This is a genomic window from Clostridium sp. YIM B02569, assembly GCF_022320765.1.
GTDB classification, from domain to species: Bacteria; Bacillota; Clostridia; order Clostridiales; family Clostridiaceae; genus Clostridium; species Clostridium beijerinckii.
In genome coordinates this window covers 1-21651 of sequence record NZ_JAKJJX010000028.1, presented here as the reverse complement: position 1 = coordinate 21651, position 21651 = coordinate 1, and the positions used below count along the sequence as shown (strand labels likewise).

18 protein-coding genes are annotated in these 21651 nt (G+C 30.6%); all 18 read right to left on the bottom strand.

Annotated features, from left to right (window positions below; genetic code table 11):
- Positions 1–16: 16 nt before the first annotated feature.
- The 18 genes from L3B96_RS21675 to L3B96_RS21590 all read right to left on the bottom strand — a co-directional run bounded on the left by L3B96_RS21675 (position 17) and on the right by L3B96_RS21590 (position 21299).
- Positions 17–2173, bottom strand: coding sequence for a chemotaxis protein CheA (locus tag L3B96_RS21675; protein ID WP_238948542.1), 2157 nt, complete (start codon positions 2171–2173; stop codon positions 17–19).
- A gap of 11 nt (positions 2174–2184) precedes the next feature.
- Positions 2185–2610 (bottom strand): chemotaxis protein CheW, encoded by a 426-nt coding sequence (locus tag L3B96_RS21670; RefSeq protein ID WP_238900581.1) that lies wholly within the window; start codon positions 2608–2610, stop codon positions 2185–2187.
- A 666-nt stretch (positions 2611–3276) separates the two neighbouring features.
- Entirely contained in the window at positions 3277–4323 is a 1047-nt protein-coding gene (locus L3B96_RS21665; protein WP_238948541.1) for an HD-GYP domain-containing protein, read from the bottom strand.
- 266 nt (positions 4324–4589) lie between these two features.
- Positions 4590–6278 (bottom strand): GTP-binding protein, encoded by a 1689-nt coding sequence (locus tag L3B96_RS21660; RefSeq protein ID WP_238948540.1) that lies wholly within the window; start codon positions 6276–6278, stop codon positions 4590–4592.
- A 1-nt stretch (position 6279) separates the two neighbouring features.
- A complete protein-coding gene (cysD, locus tag L3B96_RS21655) occupies positions 6280–7179 on the bottom strand; it encodes a sulfate adenylyltransferase subunit CysD (protein ID WP_023973163.1) in 900 nt (299 codons plus the stop codon).
- A 72-nt stretch (positions 7180–7251) separates the two neighbouring features.
- The gene (locus L3B96_RS21650) at positions 7252–7569 is read right to left on the bottom strand and encodes a ferredoxin family protein (RefSeq protein ID WP_236896386.1); all 318 of its coding nucleotides are present in this window, start codon (positions 7567–7569) and stop codon (positions 7252–7254) included.
- Positions 7553–9259: an adenylyl-sulfate reductase subunit alpha gene (locus tag L3B96_RS21645; RefSeq protein WP_238948539.1), complete on the bottom strand. Its 1707-nt coding sequence runs from the start codon at positions 9257–9259 to the stop codon at positions 7553–7555. Before L3B96_RS21645 ends, L3B96_RS21650 begins: the two co-directional genes overlap by 17 nt.
- A gap of 46 nt (positions 9260–9305) precedes the next feature.
- On the bottom strand, positions 9306–10370 hold the full coding sequence (locus tag L3B96_RS21640) for an ABC transporter ATP-binding protein (RefSeq protein ID WP_012060347.1): 1065 nt from the start codon (positions 10368–10370) through the stop codon (positions 9306–9308).
- Between the two features lie 5 nt (positions 10371–10375).
- Entirely contained in the window at positions 10376–11191 is an 816-nt protein-coding gene (cysW, locus tag L3B96_RS21635) for a sulfate ABC transporter permease subunit CysW (RefSeq protein ID WP_238900615.1), read from the bottom strand.
- A gap of 27 nt (positions 11192–11218) precedes the next feature.
- On the bottom strand, positions 11219–12043 hold the full coding sequence (gene cysT, locus L3B96_RS21630; protein ID WP_238900577.1) for a sulfate ABC transporter permease subunit CysT: 825 nt from the start codon (positions 12041–12043) through the stop codon (positions 11219–11221).
- 199 nt (positions 12044–12242) lie between these two features.
- Positions 12243–13286, bottom strand: coding sequence for a sulfate ABC transporter substrate-binding protein (locus L3B96_RS21625; RefSeq protein WP_343073104.1), 1044 nt, complete (start codon positions 13284–13286; stop codon positions 12243–12245).
- 542 nt (positions 13287–13828) lie between these two features.
- A complete protein-coding gene (locus tag L3B96_RS21620; protein ID WP_275297309.1) occupies positions 13829–14875 on the bottom strand; it encodes a sulfate ABC transporter substrate-binding protein in 1047 nt (348 codons plus the stop codon).
- Positions 14876–15272: 397 nt separating this feature from the next.
- Positions 15273–15437 carry a FeoB-associated Cys-rich membrane protein gene (locus tag L3B96_RS21615; RefSeq protein ID WP_012060352.1) on the bottom strand — a complete coding sequence of 55 codons (165 nt, stop codon included), beginning with the start codon at positions 15435–15437 and terminating at the stop codon, positions 15273–15275.
- A 63-nt stretch (positions 15438–15500) separates the two neighbouring features.
- The gene (gene feoB / locus L3B96_RS21610; RefSeq protein ID WP_238900576.1) at positions 15501–17660 is read right to left on the bottom strand and encodes a ferrous iron transport protein B; all 2160 of its coding nucleotides are present in this window, start codon (positions 17658–17660) and stop codon (positions 15501–15503) included.
- A 74-nt stretch (positions 17661–17734) separates the two neighbouring features.
- Positions 17735–17956 carry a ferrous iron transport protein A gene (locus L3B96_RS21605; RefSeq protein ID WP_012060354.1) on the bottom strand — a complete coding sequence of 74 codons (222 nt, stop codon included), beginning with the start codon at positions 17954–17956 and terminating at the stop codon, positions 17735–17737.
- A 13-nt stretch (positions 17957–17969) separates the two neighbouring features.
- On the bottom strand, positions 17970–18179 hold the full coding sequence (locus L3B96_RS21600; RefSeq protein ID WP_012060355.1) for a FeoA family protein: 210 nt from the start codon (positions 18177–18179) through the stop codon (positions 17970–17972).
- Between the two features lie 813 nt (positions 18180–18992).
- The gene (locus tag L3B96_RS21595) at positions 18993–20201 is read right to left on the bottom strand and encodes an NADP-dependent isocitrate dehydrogenase (RefSeq protein WP_238948538.1); all 1209 of its coding nucleotides are present in this window, start codon (positions 20199–20201) and stop codon (positions 18993–18995) included.
- A 303-nt stretch (positions 20202–20504) separates the two neighbouring features.
- Complete coding sequence (locus L3B96_RS21590) at positions 20505–21299, bottom strand: phage replisome organizer N-terminal domain-containing protein (protein WP_238948537.1); 795 nt, start codon at positions 21297–21299, stop codon at positions 20505–20507.
- Positions 21300–21651: the final 352 nt, after the last annotated feature.

Below are 21651 nucleotides of genomic sequence, written 5' to 3'. Positions count from 1 at the left end.
CTTTCTGATCTTTTGCTTATTGAATCTCATTGTTACTAAAATTATCACTATCTTTTATATTTTTGTTACTAATCATTTTTGATATTCCTACTACGTCGAATATATGAGCAACACTTCCATCACCAAGTATTGTTGCACCCGATATCCCCTCAATTTTTCCTATGTAAGAACCTAAAGGTTTAACTACTATTTCTTGATTTCCAACTAATTCATCAACTACAATACCGAACCTTTTTTCTGCAATACCTAAAACCACAATAAATACATTTCTCTTTTTGTTTTCTCTAGGTAACTTAAAATAATCATGCAACCATACTAGGGGGTGGACTTTGTCTCTAATCACAACAACAGATTGATTTTTAATATATTCAATTTCACTCTTTGGTTTTCTTACTATCTCAATTATGTTACTCATTGGAAGAGCATAAATTTCATTATGAATTTTAACTAATAACCCTGCAAGTATTGCAAGCGTTAGTGGTAGTTTAATCGTAAATTTACTTCCTTCTCCCTCTTTTGTTTCTACATCAATAATCCCATTTAGTTTATCTATATGATTTCTAACAATGTCCATTCCTACGCCTCTACCTGAAACGTCACTTAAATTATTAGCTGTTGATAGCCCTGTTTGAAAAATAAGATTTATTATCTCTTGGTCTGATAATATTTCTGCTTCTTGAGCTGAAATTACTTCTTTCTTAATTGCTGATTGCTTTATCTTTTCTAAATTTAAACCAGCACCATCATCTTCAATTGTCACAATCACATGGTTTTCTTGGTGAAATGCCTTTATTTTCAAAGTTCCTTTTGAAGGCTTATCTTTGCCTATACGAGTACTAGGTTTTTCTATTCCATGATCTAGGGAATTTCTTACAAGATGAATCAAAGGATCAGTAATATCTTCAATTATAGTTCTGTCCATTTCTGTCTCTCCACCCTCAAGAACCAACTCCACCTCTTTCTCTAATGAATTAGCAAGATCTCTTACCAACCTCGGGAATCTACTAAATAGCTGTTGCACTGGTACCATACGAGCTTTCATTATGCTTTCTTGAAGTTCACTAACTACTCTTGATACACGACTTGATATTCCAATTAAATCTTCAACTGAATCATCAGCTATATATTTGTTATGTAAAGTATTGCTTACTTGAGCAATTCTAGTCTGTTCAATAACCATCTCTCCAACCAAATTCATCATATGTTCAAGACGTTCTATATCGACTCTAATAGTTTGTGATAATTTTTTTTCATTTTTAATCTCTTGTAGAACTTTCTTTTCACCGTTTATCTCATCAATTTTATCCGTTACTATTTCTCCTTCTATCTTAGCTATATTTTCTATATCTTTAGTATCTATCTTTTCTTTATCTAATTTTGTAAATTCATAATCAAACACATTAACATCATCAATATCCATTAATTTATGCTTAATTCTTGATTCAATTTCCTCTGTCCCCAATTTTGAAATTAATAAATAATTTATAGTATTAATATTTTCATCTTCATCCAATAGTTCTAATACATTAGGACTAGATCCTACAACCTCTCCAATATCATTTAACGAATTAAGTATAAGAAAAGCTCTCGTTGCTTTCATAAGACTATCCTCTGAGATCTTAATCTCACAAACAACACAAGAGCGCCCATTTAGCCTTTCATTTTCTATTGTATGCCTTTTCTCATCATCTAGCTCAAATACTATCATCTCATTGTCATATTCATGACTAATTTCTCTTTTTACTCCCATAAATTGATTGCCTTCAGTTTTGTCCACATCAATACTTTGTATACGCCTAAGTTTTCCTATGATATCATCAATGTCTACTTCTGTATCATTCTTATACTCTATAAAATCTCTTTTTAATAAAGTTAAGCAGTCAGTACATTCAAACAAAACGTTAATTATTGGCTCCGTTACTTCCATAAAATTATTCCTAATTTTATCAAGTACATTTTCCATCTCATGAGTAAGCGATTTCATCTTTTCATACCCCATAGCTGAAGAGGATCCCTTCAATGTATGTGCTACCCTAAAAATATCTTGTATAACTTTGCTGACTTCATCTTTCTTTTCTAATTCTAAAATTCCTTGTTCTAAAAGTTGTATCTGCTCTTCCACTTCATCCAAAAATGCACTTACCATTTCAGGCATTTCATATATATTAGACATTTCACACCCCCCTAATCATGAAGAACTATATCTATCTTCAATAAGCTTATCACTCCATTTTCTGTAATTCCTATTCCTTCAAAGTACTCTCCATCAATACCTGCAACAACTTTTGGCGTTGGTTGGATATCATCGAATTGTATGACTGAATCAACCTTGTCCACAATTATACCAATCATCTCTTCCCTACTTTTTACCACTATTATTCTAGTTTCTTTAGTTCTAGCGCATTCTATTAGTTTAAACCTTTTATGTAAATTAACTACCGGAATTACCTTTCCCCTTAAATTAATAACGCCTTCCAAAAAGAATTTACTATTATGTGTTGGAGATATTTGCTGCATTCTAATAATTTCATAAACATCACTAATCTTAAGAGCATACTTCTCGCTTGCTAATTCAAAAGCAATGTGTTGAATATCCAATAATTCATTCATATAGTCTTCCTCCACAAATATTCTAGTAAAATTCACTATAATTTTTTTAAAGTATCAGCTAAGTAATCTTCTTTATATGGTTTTATAATGAATCCTCTAGCTCCATTAATTATAGATTCCAAGAATCCTTTTCGCATCCACTCCTCCACGCACAAATTTCTTTATATTTTTTACTTTTTATAATTTAATTTTATATATATTTTTAAAAAACAACACTTTATTATCTTTACTATAAAAAAATATTAATTTTTATTAATTTTATATTATAATTTTTGGTCTTATTTGTCAATAATGATATTATATTGTTTAATGTAATAATATATTGCATTAATTGGTATTATCATCTAATAATTTTTATCAAATTATATAATCAAATAATCTTTTTATATTAAAATTTCATTTTGCCCTTTCTATAAATTTCTACAAAAAAAACAGACTCAAAGTAGCTTAAAATCTACTTCGAGTCTATGTTTGGCGAAAAATACTCTATATAATTGTCAACTTATATTCTATTTGCTTTTTTTGCATTAATAAAAGTTTTCATCTAGATATACTAATATTCTAATTTTATTATCTATATTATTTCCAAAAATGGAATTACGATTCGACATATACACACAGTATTTTTTTAAGTTTTAAATTTCCACATTCCTATATTACTAACTGTTATACAAATATATCACTTATATCCAAGTCTTTTCTTCTTGAAAAATCAATAAGTTCATCATTAATTTTTACAATAGGACTTAGTATATCATTTGGAGGTATATACATAATTTCACCTATCCTACCATCCTCAAGCCTTGCCTTCATTCCTATATAATATGGGCTTATATTTTCTAAGAGTGTAAAAATAACTGAAGTATCATACAATTTTACTCCTTCAGTCAAAAACATTTGAAATATTTTAAGTGGAGTTACGCCTTTCTTGTATACTCTATTTGATATCATTGCATCAAATGTATCTGCTGCTGCAACAATTTTTGCGTTTAATGTAATATCTATTCCTAACTTTCCAAACGGATATCCAGATCCATCAATTCTTTCATGGTGCATAAGTATTGCATCTTTTATACTTCTACTAAAATAATCATAATCATTTATTATATCATATCCTAAAATAGTATGTTTCTTAATTTCATCAAATTCTTCTCTTGTTAGCTGACCTGGCTTGTTCAATATTTCATTGTCTATTTTAATCTTGCCGATATCATGAAGAAGTCCTGATTCAATAATTTCTTTAACTGTGCCTGAAGATAAATTCATCCATTTTGCTATAAGCATTGAATATATTGCTACATTTATACAATGCGTATAAGTATACTCATCTGCTTTATTTAACGCAACTAGACACTTAATTATGATGTTAGGCTCATCTAAATACTTTATTATCGATTTAGATATTTTAGAAATACTCTCAGAATTCATTTTATTTGTTGTAATCAATCCTCTTATTAATTCTTTAATATCGAATATACTTACATCATAATCCTCTTCAAATTCTTTAATTTTATCCATATTACTTTTACCCAAGCTATTGTTTTCTCCCGAAACATAGATATGAGCACTATATTCTCCAAGACTAATCAATTTATCTATTATATATGAATTGAGTATTGTATTCTTAGACGCTAATTTTAAACCATTACATATTATGTCCTCAGCCAAAATCATGCCAGGTTTACAATTAAACAATAATATTTTATGTTTCATAAAATTAATCACCCCTATCTACCTACATTAAACTTTATCATCAAATAATTCCTTTTTCAATAAAACAAATATAAATATAGTATATTTTTCCTAATATTATAACATAATAATACATTATATAACTTCGAATTTAAAATCTAGTAATTGCATTTATTAATAATAAACGTTAGTAAAAGAAGCCTCAAAAATAATTTACCAATCATTTTTAAGGCTTCTTTGATTTATTTTTTATATTCTGTATTTAAGACAACACCTTTATACATTTTCTATTTAGTACTATGAAAAACTACTCTTCTATAAGTTTCAAATCTAACCCATCTATTTAAGAAATCTCCTAGAGTTTTCTCGTTAGCTTCTTTATATTCATTTAAGAATTTTACAACTTCTTCATTAGAATTTACCTTAACTTCAAATCCTCTGCCATTAATAACTGGAACTTCTTGATATTTATAATCGCCAATAGATTTAATATCTGTAATTTTCTTATCACGTATTTCAATTACTATTGAGTCACGAAGAACTAGTAAATCAAAGTTATCTGGATATTTGTAGCTATCACCTTCTATTGGAAGCTCATCGCCTACAGTATAAGTCTTTTCTTCTGGTTTATATTTGAATATAGATAAAGTTTCTGTATCATAATAGAATTCTTCAAAAATATCTCCTCTTGCTTTTAATTCATTGTACTCAAAAGCAAATTTTGCATTTTTAGTATCATTATTATGAACATCTTCTATAACACCACAAGCTGATGTCATATTAGTGATACGATCTATTAAAATAAGTTCTCCTAATGTTTTATGCGCATCAAACTTATCAACAACTATCTTTTCAGATAATAGAATATCACATGCTGCTATTTCATTTTTTGTTAAATAACCAGTTGGTAAATGCTCTCCTGTGTTAACATCAATTTTATATTTTACATCTGTAACAACACCAGTCAGCATCTTAGTACCTACTTTTACAAAATACTCTTTACCAGCCGTTAATTCCGAGTCATCCATCCAAAGAATCTTTGCACTAATTAACTTACTTGTAGTAATATCAGTTTCTTTTGTAAGTACACAGCCTCTCGATACATCAACTTCTTTATTAAGCTGTATTGTAACAGATTGACCTTTTCCAGCACTTTGCGATTCCTTATCAGTAATATGAATACTTTTTACTAATGCTTTTTCATTGCTAGGAAGTGTTGTAATTTCATCTCCTACAGAAATACTTCCAGCTTCAATTTCTCCTTGGAATCCTCTAAACGTATGATTCGGTCTACATACTCTTTGAACTGGCATATAGAAGCCTTCTTCTGACTTACTATCAATCTCTACATTTTCTAGATATGGTAAAAGCGCTTCCCCTTGATACCATGGAGTATTTTCTGACTTCTTAGTAACGTTATCCCCTTCCGTAGCTGATACAGGAATTAAATGAACATTTTCTAATAAAAGTTCATTTACTAATTCTTTAATTTGCTCTTCAATTTCTAAAAATCTTTCTTCACTGTAACCTACTAAATCAATCTTATTAACTGCAAATACAAAATGTTTTACACCCATCAAAGAACAAATTCTTGCATGTCTTCTTGTTTGTACTAACACTCCTTGCTTTGCATCTATTAATATAATAGCAAGCTCTGCAAAGGATGCACCTACTGCCATGTTTCTAGTATATTCTTCATGTCCTGGAGTATCTGCTACTATAAAACTTCTATTATCAGTTGTGAAATAACGATATGCAACGTCTATTGTAATTCCTTGCTCACGTTCTGCCATTAAACCATCTAATAATAGAGAATAGTCTATTGCTCCGCCTCTACTTCCAACTTTGCTATCTAATTCTAAAGCTTTTTCTTGGTCTGCATATAAAAGCTTTGAATCATATAAAATATGCCCAATAAGAGTAGATTTTCCGTCATCTACACTACCACATGTTATAAACTTTAATAAGCTCTTCATCTTAGAAATACCCCTCTCTCTTTCTTCTTTCCATACTACCTGCTGCTTCACTATCAATAACTCTAGTTGTTCTTTCAGATGATACGGCACTAAGGGTTTCCTCAATAATAGCATCCAAAGTAACTGCATCTGATTCAAAACCACCTGTTAACGGATAACATCCAAGTGTTCTAAATCTTATTTTTTTATGCTCAACCTTCTCACCAGGTAATAGCTTTAATCTATCATCATCTACCATAATAATATTGCCATCACGCTCAATGCATGGTCTTTCTTTTGCAAAATATAAAGGAACTATATCAATATTTTCACGCTTTATATACTGCCAGATATCATTTTCAGTCCAATTTGAAATTGGAAAAACTCTCATACTTTCACCTTTATTTATTTTAGTGTTATAAAGCTTCCACATTTCTGGTCTTTGATTTTTAGGATCCCATGCTTGCGCTTCATTTCTGAAAGAGAAAATTCTTTCCTTTGCACGAGATTTTTCTTCATCACGACGTCCTCCACCAAAGGCTGCTGTAAATCCATATTTACTTAATCCTTGTTTTAAAGCTTGTGTCTTCATGATATCAGTATATGCTGATCCATGATCAAAAGGATTAATCCCTTGCTTTATACCTTCTTCATTTGAATGGACAATCATCTCAATTCCTAATTTTTCTGCTGTCTTATCACGAAATTCGATCATTTCTTTAAACTTCCATGTTGTATCTATATGCATGAAAGGAAATGGTGGCTTTTCAGGATAAAATGCTTTCATTGCAAGATGTAACATAACTGAACTGTCTTTACCAATTGAATATAGCATTACTGGCTTTTCACATTCTGCTGCTACTTCTCTAATAATATAAATTGCTTCTGCTTCTAATTTGTCAAGATGTGATAATTCGCTCATATATTAGTCCCCCTATTTGCTAATCTAAATTTTTAAATATATTTATTGTGAATCGTGAATTGTGCATTAATTCTAATATTGATTTGAATCTTTACGGTTTATTTTGATTGAATGCTCTGTTCCATCAGTTTCTTCAATCTTCCAATCTGCAATATCATCTTTAAATTTAACTGTAAGTTTGCTTCCTCTTCCACCCATATCTGCTCCTAGATATAACGAAATCGAACCTGTAGGGCATTCTTTTATGCAAGAAGAGCATCCCCAACAATCTTTAGGATATCTTATATATACTTTCTTGCCATCTTCAGTTGATTTTATAAGACTTCCTGGACACACAGCTAAACATCTTTTGCATCCTATGCATTTATTTTTATTAATTGCTATGCTCATATGTTTCACCTCTTCCCACTAAATCTCTATATAACATTTTAAGTTTGCCATCTACAAGCTTCGAATTAACATATTTTAACCATTCATCGCTTTTCTCTGGATAATCAAGGTTTTCTGCAAAGCTGTGCCATCTAGTTTCTTTTCTCGCTTTTAAATGGGCAATTACAGATTTACAAAGAGTAAGTCTCTCTTTTAATTCATATACAAACATCAATTCATGCATATCTTCTGCATAAAGACTTTCACTCGATTTCTCAATTTGCTCAATTTTCTCCATTGCAAGTTCAAGCTGCTTTTCATTGAACTGATAACTACTTCCAATTCCACCTGCATAAGTGTCCATTACCTTCTGCATTGCTTCTTCAAGTTGTTCAAAATTAAATATCTGATTTTCAGAGTTTAATACTTTTTCAACTTCTAATTTCTTTTTCTTCATAAGTAAATCTTCTTCAACTGTTGATAAAGTAATAACATTTTTATCACTATTATTTATTGCTTCAACTGCTGCCTTTGCTGCAATTTCGCCTTCTACTAATGCTCCTGTAACATACTTTTGTGGACATCCACCAGCTACATCACCTGCTGCATAAAGACCTTTTATTGTTGTTTCTCTTTTAGTGTCAACCCAATATCCACTAGCAGTATGTCCACCTACTATGTATGGTTCTGTTCCTTCAATTTCTACATTTTGCTCACTTGGATTTTTTCCTGATTCTATCCATTTTAAAGTTTGACTAGGAGCCATGTTTAAATATGCTTTTTTTAATTCCTCATCTTGAGCGGAAGTAATACCTTCTGTTCTTAAATAACAAGGCCCTCTTCCTTCTTGATTTTCCTTTACTGTTCCATAAACTCTTTCTGATGTAGTTAGACCATATTTTGTTTCATAAACTTCTCCTTTTGAATTTACCTGCTTTGCGCCTACACCTTGAGCAATTGTACCCGTTGGTGCAATCGTGTCTTTACATCTCAAAGCAATAAATCTCATTTCAAAAGTAGTCATTTCAGCCCCTGCTTTTATTCCCATAGCATACCCTGCACCAGTGTTGAACGGAGGATACCACATTTTATGTCTTGAAAAACCTGAATTGTTAGGTTTATAAAGACCTGCTGCTCCACCAGTTGCGCATATTACCTTTTTTGCTTTAATTTCATATAGAATTTCTTCTTCTACACCAACTGCAAAAGCGCCAAGTATCTGATTATCTTTTACAATATAATCAATAACATTAACTTGATTCATAACAGTAACATCGTTTAGTTCCTGCACTGCATCTGCTAAAATAGGTTTAATATTTTCACCATTAATTTTTATATTTCTATTTCCTCTAGCCACATATTCGCCATTTTCATCTTTTAAGATAACAAGCCCTAAATCCTCTAACTTTTTTGTTACCTTATTTAAACCTTGTGACATTGTAAGAAGTAGATCTTCACGCACAATATTATCTGCATCTTTTTTAGCGTAATCCACATAGTCTTCAGGCTTTCTTCCTTTAACTATATATGCATTGATTGCATTTACTCCGGCTGCTAAGCACCCACTTCTCTTAATATTAGCTTTTTCAAGTATAAGTACGGATGCATTAGAATTTTCACGTATGGTTAAGGCCGCATAGCACCCAGCAGTACCTCCTCCAATAATTAATATATCAGTTTCTAATTGTTTTACTTGAACGTTCTTACTCATAGCATATCTCCTTTTTTTAAGGTCAATATTTTTTGATTGTGCCGTGTTAAATAAATACAGACATTTCTTCTGTTTTAATCTTATTTTCCACAACATTTGCACTTTTTTCATCAAATGCATAAACTCTATGGATTAAAACGAAAACTTCTTCACCAATTTTTAATTCTTCATCTTCCAAACTACGATATCCATAAAATATTTGGTTCCCTACCTGTACGTCTATTTCAAGATTATTTCCTCTAAATGCAATACCTTTTACAATTCCCTTTTCTGCTGCAAGAGGAGTCAAAATCTCCTTATCATTTTTAGCAATTTGTATAAACTCAGGACGTACTATTGCTTTTGTTTCTTTAGGGTTCACAACTTCAAATCCTTTTAGCTTAGTATAATCATCTATTAGATTGGATTCACCAATAAATTGCGCTACGAAATGAGTCTTTGGATTCTTATATATCTCAACTGGGCTACCTTTCTGCTCAATTTTCCCTCTATTTGTTATTATTATTTCATCTGCCACTTCTACAGCTTCATCTTGATCATGGGTTACAAAAATGCTTGTTATTCCCAATTTCGATATTGTTTCTCTAAGCCATCTTCTAAGTTCTTTTCTTACCTTCGCATCAATTGCTGCAAAAGGCTCATCTAGTAGTAACAACTGTGGATTAGGAGCAAGTGCTCTAGCAAAAGCTACACGTTGTCTTTGTCCACCAGACAATTGGCCTGGATACCTTTTTTCAAGACCTTTAAGACCAATAAGCTCTATAAGTTCCATAACTCTCTCATGTATATAATCTTTTTTAGCTTTTTGTACCACAAGACCAAACGCTACATTATCATAAACTGTCATATGACGAAATAGAGCATAACTTTGAAATACAAAGCCAATTCCTCTTTTTCCCGGTTCTATATCATTGACTTTAACTCCATTAATAATGATATCTCCTTCATCTGGAGTTTCAAGACCTGCTATCATCCTAAGTATAGTAGTCTTACCACTTCCACTTGGGCCTAAAAGACCAATTAATTTTCCCTGCTCTATCCTAAAACTAACATTGTCAGACGCCTTATAATCTCCGAATCTTTTATTAATATTCTTTAGTTCCACATACATAGATACTACACCCCCTTCTTAGTTTTCCATTCCACAATATTACGCAATATTAAAACAATAACTGCAATGATTACCAATATTGAAGCAACTGCAAAAGCTGCTGAAAATTGATATTCGTTATATAAGATTTCAATGTGTAATGGAAGAGTATTTGTCTTTCCTCTAATATGACCAGATACCACTGATACTGCCCCAAACTCTCCCATTGCTCTTGCTGCACAAAGTATTACTCCATATATAAGTCCCCATTTAATATTAGGAAGAGTTATTTTTCTAAATATATTAAATCCATTAGCTCCCATCATCGCTGCTGCTTCTTCTTCATCAGTTCCCTGAGCATTCATTAAAGGTATTATCTCTCTCGCTACAAACGGAAAGGTTACAAATATAGTTGCTAATATTATCCCTGGTACAGCAAATACTATTTTTATATTATTTGGAACTAAAATATTTTCTAAAAAGCTCCCTTTTCCAAATGTTAATACGAATATTAATCCTGCAATAACAGGTGATATTGCAAATGGTAAATCAATTAAGGTTCCTAGCAAGTTCTTCCCTCTAAATTTAAATTTTGTTATAGTCCATGCAACACATATACCAAATATAGTATTCATGATTGTTGCTATTAACGTAGCTATTAATGTGAGGTTCATAGCTTTAAGAGTATATCCATCTGAAATTGCTTTAATATATGCACTAAATCCTTTAGCCAAAGCTTCAGAAATTATCGATATCAGTGGAATAATAAGCATTAATGTAAGAAAAACTATACTTATACCTATCAAACCGTATTTCAATAATTTATTTTCACTTCTATTCATCGATGTTTTTTTCACTTACTACTCACCTCATATCTGCTTTAATTTACTATTGTATAGTTGAATTCCATTTATAACGAATAATATTAAGAATGAAGCACCTAACATAACTAAAGCTATAGCCGTAGCACCACTATAATCGTATTGTTCCAATCTTGACATAATTAAAAGAGGTGCAATTTCTGTTTTCATTGGAAGATTTCCTGCGATAAACACTACACTTCCATACTCACCAACACCTCTTGCAAAGGCTAAACCAAATCCAGTTAATAATGGTGCTGATATTTCTGGAAATATTACTTTGCAAAAAGTTCTTACTCTACTGGCTCCAAGCATTGCCGCCGCTTCTTCATATTGTCCATCTAAATCTTCAAGAACCGGTTGAATTGTTCTTACAACAAACGGAATTCCTATAAATGTTAAAGCTATAACAATTCCTAAAATAGAAAATGATGATTTTATTCCAAATGAATAAAGTATTTTTCCTATCCAACCATTCTCAGAATATAAGGTAGTAAGTGAGATACCTGCAACAGCTGTTGGCAGTGCAAATGGTAAATCAATTATTCCGTCTATAAATCTTTTAAATGGAAAATCGTATCTGACTAAAACCCACGCTAAGATAACTCCGAATATGCTATTTATTATCGCTGCTATAAATGCAGCACCAAAACTTACCAAGTATCCGTGTAATGTTCTAGCATTTAATACTGTACTAAGAAATTTATCTAATCCCATTCCCCCTGACTTTATGACTAAAGCTGATAAAGGAATTAAAACTATAAGGCTTAGGTAAACAAGAGAAAAACCCATTGTCAATCTAAATCCAGGAATAACTCTTTTTGTCTTGCTCATATTCATCCCCCACTCTAACAAAATAATTACTATATTTAAGAATTTCTCTGATACCTAGCCACTTTTATCTTCCTCTTATTTAAGTTGGATATAAAACTGGCAATCTCCCAGATTTGATTCTCCTTGATGGTATAAGTCCAACTAAAATTCCTTTTGGTATCCCCCTCTAAATCGATTTTCACTTTATACTCTAATATTCTCAGTTTTTAGGAATATAGATTTGGTCAAATGTTCCTCCATCTGAGAAATGAGTCTCTTGAGCTTTTTTCCATCCTCCAAATAAGGAATCATCTATTGTTACAAGATCCAATTTAGGAAATGTATCCTTATATTCCTCAGCAACTTCGTTATCTCTTGGCCTGTAATAGTTTTGAGCTACTATTTCTTGTCCTTCTTTAGTATATAAGTAGCCCAAGTATGCTTCAGCAACCTCTTTAGTACCTCTTTTATCAGCAACTTCATCTACAACTGCAACCGATGGCTCTGTTAAAATACTTAAAGATGGAGTTACTATTTCATAATTATCTTTTCCAAGCTGCTCTAGTGATAACATAGCTTCATTCTCCCAAGCTATAAGAACATCACCTAATCCTCTTCTAACAAAACTAGTAGTTGCTCCTCTTGATCCTGAATCTAATACAACTACATTCGAATATAACTTGGACATAAACTCTTTTATAGAATTTTCATCACCATTATATTTTTTTGATGCATAAGCCCAGGCCGCTAAGTAATTCCATCTAGCTCCACCTGAAGTTTTTGGATTTGGTGTTACAATCGAAACACCATCCTTTGTTAAGTCATCCCAATCTTTTATATTCTTTGGATTTCCTTTTCTAACAAGAAAAACAATAGTTGAAGTATATGGTGCACTATTTTCTTTAAACCTACTTTGCCAATCACTATTCAAAAGACCAGCTTTGCTTATGGCATCAATATCATATCCTAATGCTAAAGTCACAATATCAGCATCTAATCCTCCCATAACTGCCTGCGCTTGTGAACCAGATCCTCCATGAGATTGATCTATTGTTACATCTTGTCCAGTTTTTTCTTTCCAGTACTTTATGAAACTTTCATTAAACTTAGTGTATAATTCTCTTGTAGGATCATATGATACATTCAAGAGTTCCACTGGTTTTTTGCTATTATCGCCATTAGTTCCTTGCTTTCCACATCCAACAAAAGCCCCAGTAATTAATGTAATAGAAAGCATCAAACATAAAATCCCAGTTTTTTTCACAATATTCTCCCCAATCTTTTTTCATAAATATTTATTGCTCATATGTAAAAAATCAATATTCATATATGTTTAGTAGGGTTTTAATTAAATAACGCCCTGCAAATAACAAGCTTTAGTATACGTTGCAGTAATAAATTTACACTTAAAGTTTTATTAATCTAAGATCCAATTGAGACTGCCATATAGAAACCTAATTAATTCACATATTATTAAAACTTTATCTCAATGTATTATATAAAATAATGCTTGATGTGATGATTGCACCGTTTAACTAAATATGTATAATGTCTTTTTTATTTCCTACTAATTTTATAAACTTTATATGAAATATACTATAAGGGAAATTTATGTTTTTGTCAATAAAATTAACTTAAAAATATTAATTTTTAACAAAAACCAAACTTACCAAATGAAAATGTTAAATTTTATTTAGTAAGTTTTTGAAATTATTATTTTGTAAAATCTTGTTTATATTTTGAAATTACCAAAGTTTGTATTTATGATTATAAACTTAATATTAACTTATTGGGCTCATCGAATCATTATTTTTTAGGAATATAAATTTGATCGAATGTTCCTCCATCTGAGAAATGAGTTTCCTGAGCTTTCGCCCATCCTCCAAATTCACTGTCTATTGTAACTAAATTAACTTCTGGAAATGTGCTCTTATACTTTTCAGCAACTTCCTTATCTCTAGGTCTATAGTAATTTTCTGCTGCTATTTCTTGTCCTTCTTTAGTATATAGATAATCTAAATACCCCTGCGCAACTTCTCTAGTTCCCTTTTTATCAACAACTTTATCAACTACAGCAACAGGCGGTTCTGCCAAAATACTTAATGATGGCACTACTATTTCATACTGATCTTTTCCAAGTTGATTAAGTGATAAAAGGGCCTCATTTTCCCATGCTATAAGTACATCACCTAATCCTCTCTCAACAAAACTTGTTGTTGCCCCCCTAGCTCCTGAATCCAATACTACTACATTTGAGTATAATTTTGACATAAAATCTTTTATAGCCTTTTCATCACCATTATACTTTTTCGATGCATAGGCCCAAGCTGCCAAGTAGTTCCATCTAGCTCCTCCTGATGTTTTTGGATTCGGGGTTACTATTGAAACTCCATCCTTTGTCAAATCATCCCAATCCCTTATATTCTTAGGATTTCCTTTTCTAACAAGAAAAACTATAGTCGATGTATATGGTGAACTATTTTCTTTAAATTTACTTTGCCAATCATTATTTACAAGACCAGCTTGACTTATAGCATCTATATCATAGCCTAGAGCTAAGGTTACAATATCAGCTTCCAATCCGCCAATTACTGATTGCGCCTGTGCACCAGAGCCTCCATGAGATTGATTTATTGTTACATCTTGTCCAGTCTTTTCCTTCCAATATTTTATAAAACTATCATTAAATTTTGTATATAATTCTCTTGTTGGATCATATGATACATTCAAAAGCTCTACAGGTTTTTTACTGTCTGAATTTTCACTATTAGCTTCTTGCTTTCCACAACCTATAAAAGCCCCCATTATTAAAGCTATAGAAAGCGTAACACTTAATATTCTTCTCTTCTTCATAACATTTGCCCCTTTCAAATCCATTATTTATCATATATGTTTAGTAGGCTTTTAGTTATAATTGCCTATCTAAATCTCAATTAAAGAATTTATAACAACATCAATAATTCGTATTATTTTATTGGTTATACTCATATTTGTTTTAATCCCTATTATTTCAATAGGATTTATATGATTTATACTATAGTTTATATTATTCACTTTGTCAATACATTTATTCAAGAAAAGAACAAAATCATAGGAGACTTTAGAATCTGGAGAATAAAAAAAGTAGTTGCCTTAAACAACTACTTAACATATATGCCGCAATATTTACATCTAATATACTAATAAACTAATTGCTCATTTAATACTAAAATATAGGTTTCTAATTGCAACATATTTAATTATTAGCATTCTATTTTTGCTTTATTTTTATTCCGTGGCATGCATTAGCTGATGAACAACCGGAGCATCCACATCCGCAACCACTTTCTCCATTTTTAGCTTTTTTTATTTGCTTCCCTATTACAAATGCCATAAATCCAAATATTATACCAGCTAATATAATTGTTGCCACCATAATTATCACTCCTCAAATCTTAATCTAAGTAAACCGTTATACTTAAATCTAGTTGTATAAACATTATTTTGTATAACTTAAATTAGCATTAACTACTTTTTCTTTTGATCCTTTTGATCCTTTTCTTCCTGTTGCTATAACTATAAATACTACAGCTACTGCAATTATAATTGAAACTACAGCTCCAACTAAACTTCCAACCCCCAATATATAATTACCAACTTGGTTAATAACAAGTGCCACTATATATGCAGTTGCTGTCTGGAATCCTATAGTAATAAATGTCCATTTCCAATTTCCCATTTCACGTCTTATTGTACCAATTGCCGCGAAACAAGGAGCACAAAGTAAATTGAATGCCATAAATGCAAACCCGCTTGCTGCTGTAAACATTGCACCAACATTATTAATTAATGTCGGATCAGTTTCAGATGCATCTGCTATTCCATATAAGACACCAAATGTTCCAACAAGATTTTCCTTTGCAACAAGTCCTGTAACTGTTGAAACTGATGATTGCCAATTTCCAAAGCCAAGTGGTGCAAATATAGGTGCAATAATATTTCCTAGGCTTGCTAATATACTATTATCTGCGTCTACCATTTCGAATGACCAATTAAATGATTGTAAGAACCATACTGCTGCACAAGAAACTAAAATTATTGTTCCGGCTTTTGCTATAAATGCTTTTACTCTATCCCACATATGAATGACTACACTTTTTGCGCTTGGTATATGATATTGTGGTAATTCCATAACAAATGGTGAAGGATCTCCAGAAAATAATTTTGTTTTCTTTAATATAATTCCACAAACAACAATCATTATTATTCCCAAGAAATATGCTGATGGAGCTACCCACGCTGAATCATTAAAGAATGCTGATGCAATTAAAGCTATAATTGGCAACTTAGCACTACAAGGAATAAATGTAGTTAACATAATTGTCATTTTTCTATCTCTCTCATTTTCCATTGTACGTGTTGCCATAATACCAGGTACACCACAACCAGAGCTAATAAGCATTGGTATAAATGACTTCCCTGAAAGACCAAACTTACGGAAAATTCTATCCATAATAAATGCTACACGGGCCATATATCCACAGTCCTCAAGTACAGATAAGAATAAGAATAAAAGTATAATCTGTGGTACAAATCCAATTACCGAACCTACTCCACTAATTATTCCATTAATGACTAATCCTTGTAACCAGTCAGCTACATTTGCACTTGCCATCCAATCTGAAGCACTTCCTTGAATTATCTCTCCAAATAACGTATCATTAATCCAATCAGTTCCTATTGTCCCTATTGTTATTGCAATATAATATACTGCATACATAATAACCACAAAAATTGGCAATGCCAAGAAACGATTTGTAACAATTTTATCAATTTTGTCTGATGTTGTTTCTCTTCCATTACTGCTCTTTTTAATCGCACTTGAAACTACATCTCCTATAAATGCATATCTATCTGAAGTAACAATACTTTCACTATCGTCATCAAGTTCATTTTCATATTTCTGTATTACTGCTTCTATATCACTTAATATTTTTTCTGGAATTTTTAAATTATCTATTATGTTTTTATCACGCTCAAATAATTTTATAGAAAGCCAATTAATATTAGTATCTTTACCTTGTATATTACCTTGGACAATTTTTTCTATCTCTTTAAAAGCATCTCTAGCTTCTTTTGAAAATGGCACTTGAAAATTTGGCTTTTTCTTTGAATTAGCTATTTCTATAGCCTTTTCCGCTGCTGCTTTAACACCATTCCCTTTAAGTGCAGAAGTTTCAACTACTGGACACCCTAGAGTTTTTGATAATTTATTAATATCTATTTTATCTCCATTTTTCTCTACAATATCCATCATGTTAAGTGCTATAACTGTAGGAATTCCTAATTCCAAAATCTGAGTTGTTAAATATAAATTTCTTTCTATATTAGATGCATCCACAATATTAATTACTGCGTCTGGTCTATCATTTATCATAAAATTACGTGTTACAACTTCTTCAAGTGTATATGGTGATAGAGAATAAACTCCTGGTAAATCGACAATTTCAACTTCCTTATGTCCTTTTAACTTACCACCCTTTTTTTCAACAGTTACCCCTGGCCAGTTACCAACATATTGTGATGAACCTGTAAGTTCATTAAACATAGTTGTCTTTCCACAATTAGGGTTACCTGCAAGCCCTATTTTAATTGACATTTCTATTCCTCCTCATCACTATATATACCTTTCTTTATTAAATTGAACTATGGTATATATTTTTTTGTATTGAATTACTCTACAAGTATCATTTCTGCATCAGCTTTACGAAGTGATAATTCATATCCACGAACTGTTACTTCTATTGGATCTCCAAGTGGCGCCACTTTACGAACATACACTTCACACCCTCTTGTTATTCCCATATCCATAATACGTCTACGGACTGGTCCTAACCCATCAACCTTTTTAACCTTAACAGTTTGTCCACATTTAATCTCCTTTAATGTGTTCATTATAAAAATCCTCCTAAACTATAATTCTACTTGCCATTCTTTTATCTAATGCAACTCTGCTATCCTTAACATTTATTATTAGATTTCCTCCAAGTTCAGAAATAATTTTAACCGTTTCACCTGTAACAAACCCTAAACTGTTTAAAAATCTTTTTGTTTCATCATTTCCAGTAATCTTTTTAATATTCATTTCATTTCCCTTATTAGCTAATATTAATGGCATAATGCTTCCCCCTTAATTAGATTCACTAATTTTTGCATAAATTATTTATGTATAATTCCTTATATTTTATCGCCAATTAAAGTCACAATCAATTGATAATGATTTTAATTAACTTCTCTATAAATAATAATAGCACTTTTCACTCTCATTGAAAATGATTTTCAATGACTTTTTTAAAAAATTATATTTTCATTAATTGGTAACGTTTTATTATTGCATTTTTGCTTTTTTTGTTAAATTTACTTAATTATTTTAATAAATTTATAATTATTAATATATTATTTGATTCTATGAACTTCAATAATTTAAATGACTTTTTCATAAAAAATAAGAATTCTTACTATAGAAACATATATTTTTATTAGCTAAATATATAGACTCTACTCTTATTCAAAAACTTTATTAACTAGAATTCTCAAACATATGCCGTGTATTTCAATATATATTACCAAAATAATTCTTCATCCTAACTCTAAAAATATTGCAAAATTTTTTTAGAATTATTGTGAATTGTAAAATGTACATTTTAAATTGCAACATATATATACATAACATCATCAACTAAGTTTCCTATATTTTTTATATTCATTTTATTCAAAATGAATATAAAAAATAGACTATCCAAAATAGAAAAACATTCTATCTTGCACAGCCTATTTTCATTTATACTTTATATATATATTAGTTAAATTTCTAAATTTTCAACATAACTTAGCACTTGTTGTGCTAGACTTTAAATATAAATCTATTATTAAAACACAGATATAACATTGTGTGTATTCATTCTTAAATATTAAATCACACAAAATAAGATTAAAGTATCTCCTCTAATGTCTTTCTTATAGCTTTAATAAAGTCAAATGTATTTAATGTTTGAATGTTATCATGCTCAGCAAGTAATGCTAGGTCTTTAGTCATTATTCCATCTTCAATTGTTTTAATTGAAGCCTTTTCCAATTTATCTGCAAAATCCACTAAAGCTGAATTATTATCTAATTCTCCTCTTTTCTTTAAGGCTCCAGACCATGCGAATATTGTTGCAATAGAATTTGTTGATGTTTCTTCACCTTGTAAGTGTTTATAATAATGCCTTTGAACAGTTCCATGTGCCGCTTCATATTCATAGTTTCCTTCTGGTGAGACAAGTACAGATGTCATCATTGCAAGTGAACCAAATGCTGTAGCAACCATATCACTCATTACGTCTCCATCGTAGTTCTTACAAGCCCAGATAATTCCACCTTCTGATTTAACAACTCTAGCAACAACATCATCAATTAACGTATAGAAATATTCAATTCCTGCCTCATCAAACTTAGCTTTATATTCATCATCAAAAATATCTTGAAAAATATCCTTAAATGTATGATCATATTTCTTTGAAATTGTGTCTTTAGTTGCAAACCATAGATCTTGTTTAGTATCTAGTGCAAAATTAAAGCAAGCTCTTGCAAAACTTTCAATAGACTTATTAAGGTTATGCATACCAAGGACTACTCCATCACCTGCAAAGTTATGTACTAACTCTCTTTTTTCTTCGCCAGTCTCAGAGGTAAATACAAGTTCACATTTACCTTTACCTTCTATTTTCATTTCAACATCCCTATATACATCCCCATAAGCATGTCTTGCTATCGTAATAGGCTTTTTCCATGTTCTAACATATGGCTTAACTGGTTCTACTATAATTGGTGCTCTAAATACTGTTCCATCTAATATTGCTCTTATAGTTCCATTAGGACTTTTCCACATTTCTTTTAAATTATACTCTTTAACTCTTGCTGCATTTGGTGTAATAGTTGCACATTTCACACCAACTTTATACTTTTTGATAGCTTCTGCAGCATCTACAGTAACTTGATCGTCAGTTTCATTTCTATACTCTAATCCAAGATCATAATATTCTGTATTTAATTCGATAAAAGGATTTAATAATTCCTCTTTTATTGCGCCCCAAATAATTCTTGTCATTTCATCTCCATCCATTTCAACTAACGGAGTTGACATTTTTATTTTTTCCATATTTATTGCCTCCTATATTGCTTATATTTACTTTAAAAATCTTTAGAAACTAACTTTCTTTTTCCTTTTAGATATCTTAATTTCTATAAATAATTATACAATATTAACTCCCTATTTTCAAACAATTAGCATTATTATATATGTTTTAATAATAAATTCATATTTAAATTTCTAATAGGCTAAGCACTTAATTAAGGCAAAATATCGAAACTCAATTTTAATATATATAATAATTCTTCATGATACTTCTAAAAATATTGCAAGAATTTTAACCGTAATTGTGAATTGCCATATATATTACAATTACTCAAAAGACCACTCAGCTATTATAGTTTCTCCTTCTCCTAAAGTAATATTACCGTCACTAAGCCAGCAAATAGCATCATCCCTATGTCTATTATCTGTAGAATCATCCTCATCATACACTTCTATAATACTCTCATTTTTCTTTTTATTTACTTTTCTCTTCTTACCTACATCTTTTTTAACTTCAAAAATTACAGGAGAATTATTATGTTGATCAATCTCATCCTTCTTTACTTCCGTCACATTACTATTGTTATCAAATTTATTTTCACTATTTAGTTTTGGATTATCTACCTTTAAAAGTGCTATTTCATCATTCTTATTTTCTTTAATATCTACTTTTCCTTGTATGTTAGTCATACCTTTAGAACTTACTTCTATATTCTTACTTTTATCCATATCAGTCTTTTCTAAAATTTCTATCTCATTTTCTTTTTTTACAACTTCAGATTTTTCCTTGACTTTGATATTTTGATGCTTTACAAAATTTTTCACCTTGTATACATTATTATCTACGATTTCAATCATTTCTAAATTCACTAGAACGTCTAACGCAGCTTTTACTTCACTTATCTCTCTATTAAATTCTATTGATAAGCTCTCTACTGTGTATGGAATATTTCTTGACATATATAATTCTCCCTCTTGATTTACCTTTCCAGCTAAAACAACCATCCTGTTCCAAACATAGTGAATAAGATCTCTATTAGACATTCTATCTATTATTTTAAATTTTGTGTCATCATACATATCAACTCTAAATTTAACATACTTTCTTTCTCTCATGCTCATCAATCCCCTTTCATACTCATATACCACTAATTAATTCAAAAAAATGTTCTTATATGCAGCATAGCTGCTCTTTTTCAATGTGCATACTTTCTTTCTCTCATACTCATCAATCCCCTTTCATATTTACATCTTATCGAGTTAATCCAAAAAAGGTTCTTACCCTCAAAAAAAGTTACTGATTGCAGAAATGTTCCGTATTGCAGCATAGCTGCTCTTTTCAGTAGTGCATAGCTGCTCTTTTTATCGGTGCATATTTATCCTTCCAATTAATATATACGCAAAAACCTGCTAAGAAAAATCAACACTTTTTTAGTAGGTTTTTTAAAATAAATATTTATATTTAGAGGCATCG

Coding starts and splice junctions, on each gene's coding strand:
- L3B96_RS21665 (WP_238948541.1), bottom strand. CDS start 4,323: ATGAAACATAAAATATTATTGTTTAATTGTAAACCTGGCATGATTTTG.
- L3B96_RS21595 (WP_238948538.1), bottom strand. CDS start 20,201: ATGGAAAAAATAAAAATGTCAACTCCGTTAGTTGAAATGGATGGAGAT.
- L3B96_RS21650 (WP_236896386.1), bottom strand. CDS start 7,569: ATGAGCATAGCAATTAATAAAAATAAATGCATAGGATGCAAAAGATGT.
- L3B96_RS21605 (WP_012060354.1), bottom strand. CDS start 17,956: ATGAACACATTAAAGGAGATTAAATGTGGACAAACTGTTAAGGTTAAA.
- feoB (WP_238900576.1), bottom strand. CDS start 17,660: ATGTCAATTAAAATAGGGCTTGCAGGTAACCCTAATTGTGGAAAGACA.
- L3B96_RS21675 (WP_238948542.1), bottom strand. CDS start 2,173: ATGTCTAATATATATGAAATGCCTGAAATGGTAAGTGCATTTTTGGAT.
- L3B96_RS21620 (WP_275297309.1), bottom strand. CDS start 14,875: ATGAAGAAGAGAAGAATATTAAGTGTTACGCTTTCTATAGCTTTAATA.
- L3B96_RS21640 (WP_012060347.1), bottom strand. CDS start 10,370: ATGTATGTGGAACTAAAGAATATTAATAAAAGATTCGGAGATTATAAG.
- L3B96_RS21615 (WP_012060352.1), bottom strand. CDS start 15,437: ATGGTGGCAACAATTATATTAGCTGGTATAATATTTGGATTTATGGCA.
- L3B96_RS21600 (WP_012060355.1), bottom strand. CDS start 18,179: ATGCCATTAATATTAGCTAATAAGGGAAATGAAATGAATATTAAAAAG.
- L3B96_RS21590 (WP_238948537.1), bottom strand. CDS start 21,299: ATGAGCATGAGAGAAAGAAAGTATGTTAAATTTAGAGTTGATATGTAT.
- cysD (WP_023973163.1), bottom strand. CDS start 7,179: ATGAGCGAATTATCACATCTTGACAAATTAGAAGCAGAAGCAATTTAT.
- cysW (WP_238900615.1), bottom strand. CDS start 11,191: ATGAATAGAAGTGAAAATAAATTATTGAAATACGGTTTGATAGGTATA.
- L3B96_RS21660 (WP_238948540.1), bottom strand. CDS start 6,278: ATGAAGAGCTTATTAAAGTTTATAACATGTGGTAGTGTAGATGACGGA.
- L3B96_RS21670 (WP_238900581.1), bottom strand. CDS start 2,610: ATGAATGAATTATTGGATATTCAACACATTGCTTTTGAATTAGCAAGC.
- L3B96_RS21645 (WP_238948539.1), bottom strand. CDS start 9,259: ATGAGTAAGAACGTTCAAGTAAAACAATTAGAAACTGATATATTAATT.
- cysT (WP_238900577.1), bottom strand. CDS start 12,043: ATGAGCAAGACAAAAAGAGTTATTCCTGGATTTAGATTGACAATGGGT.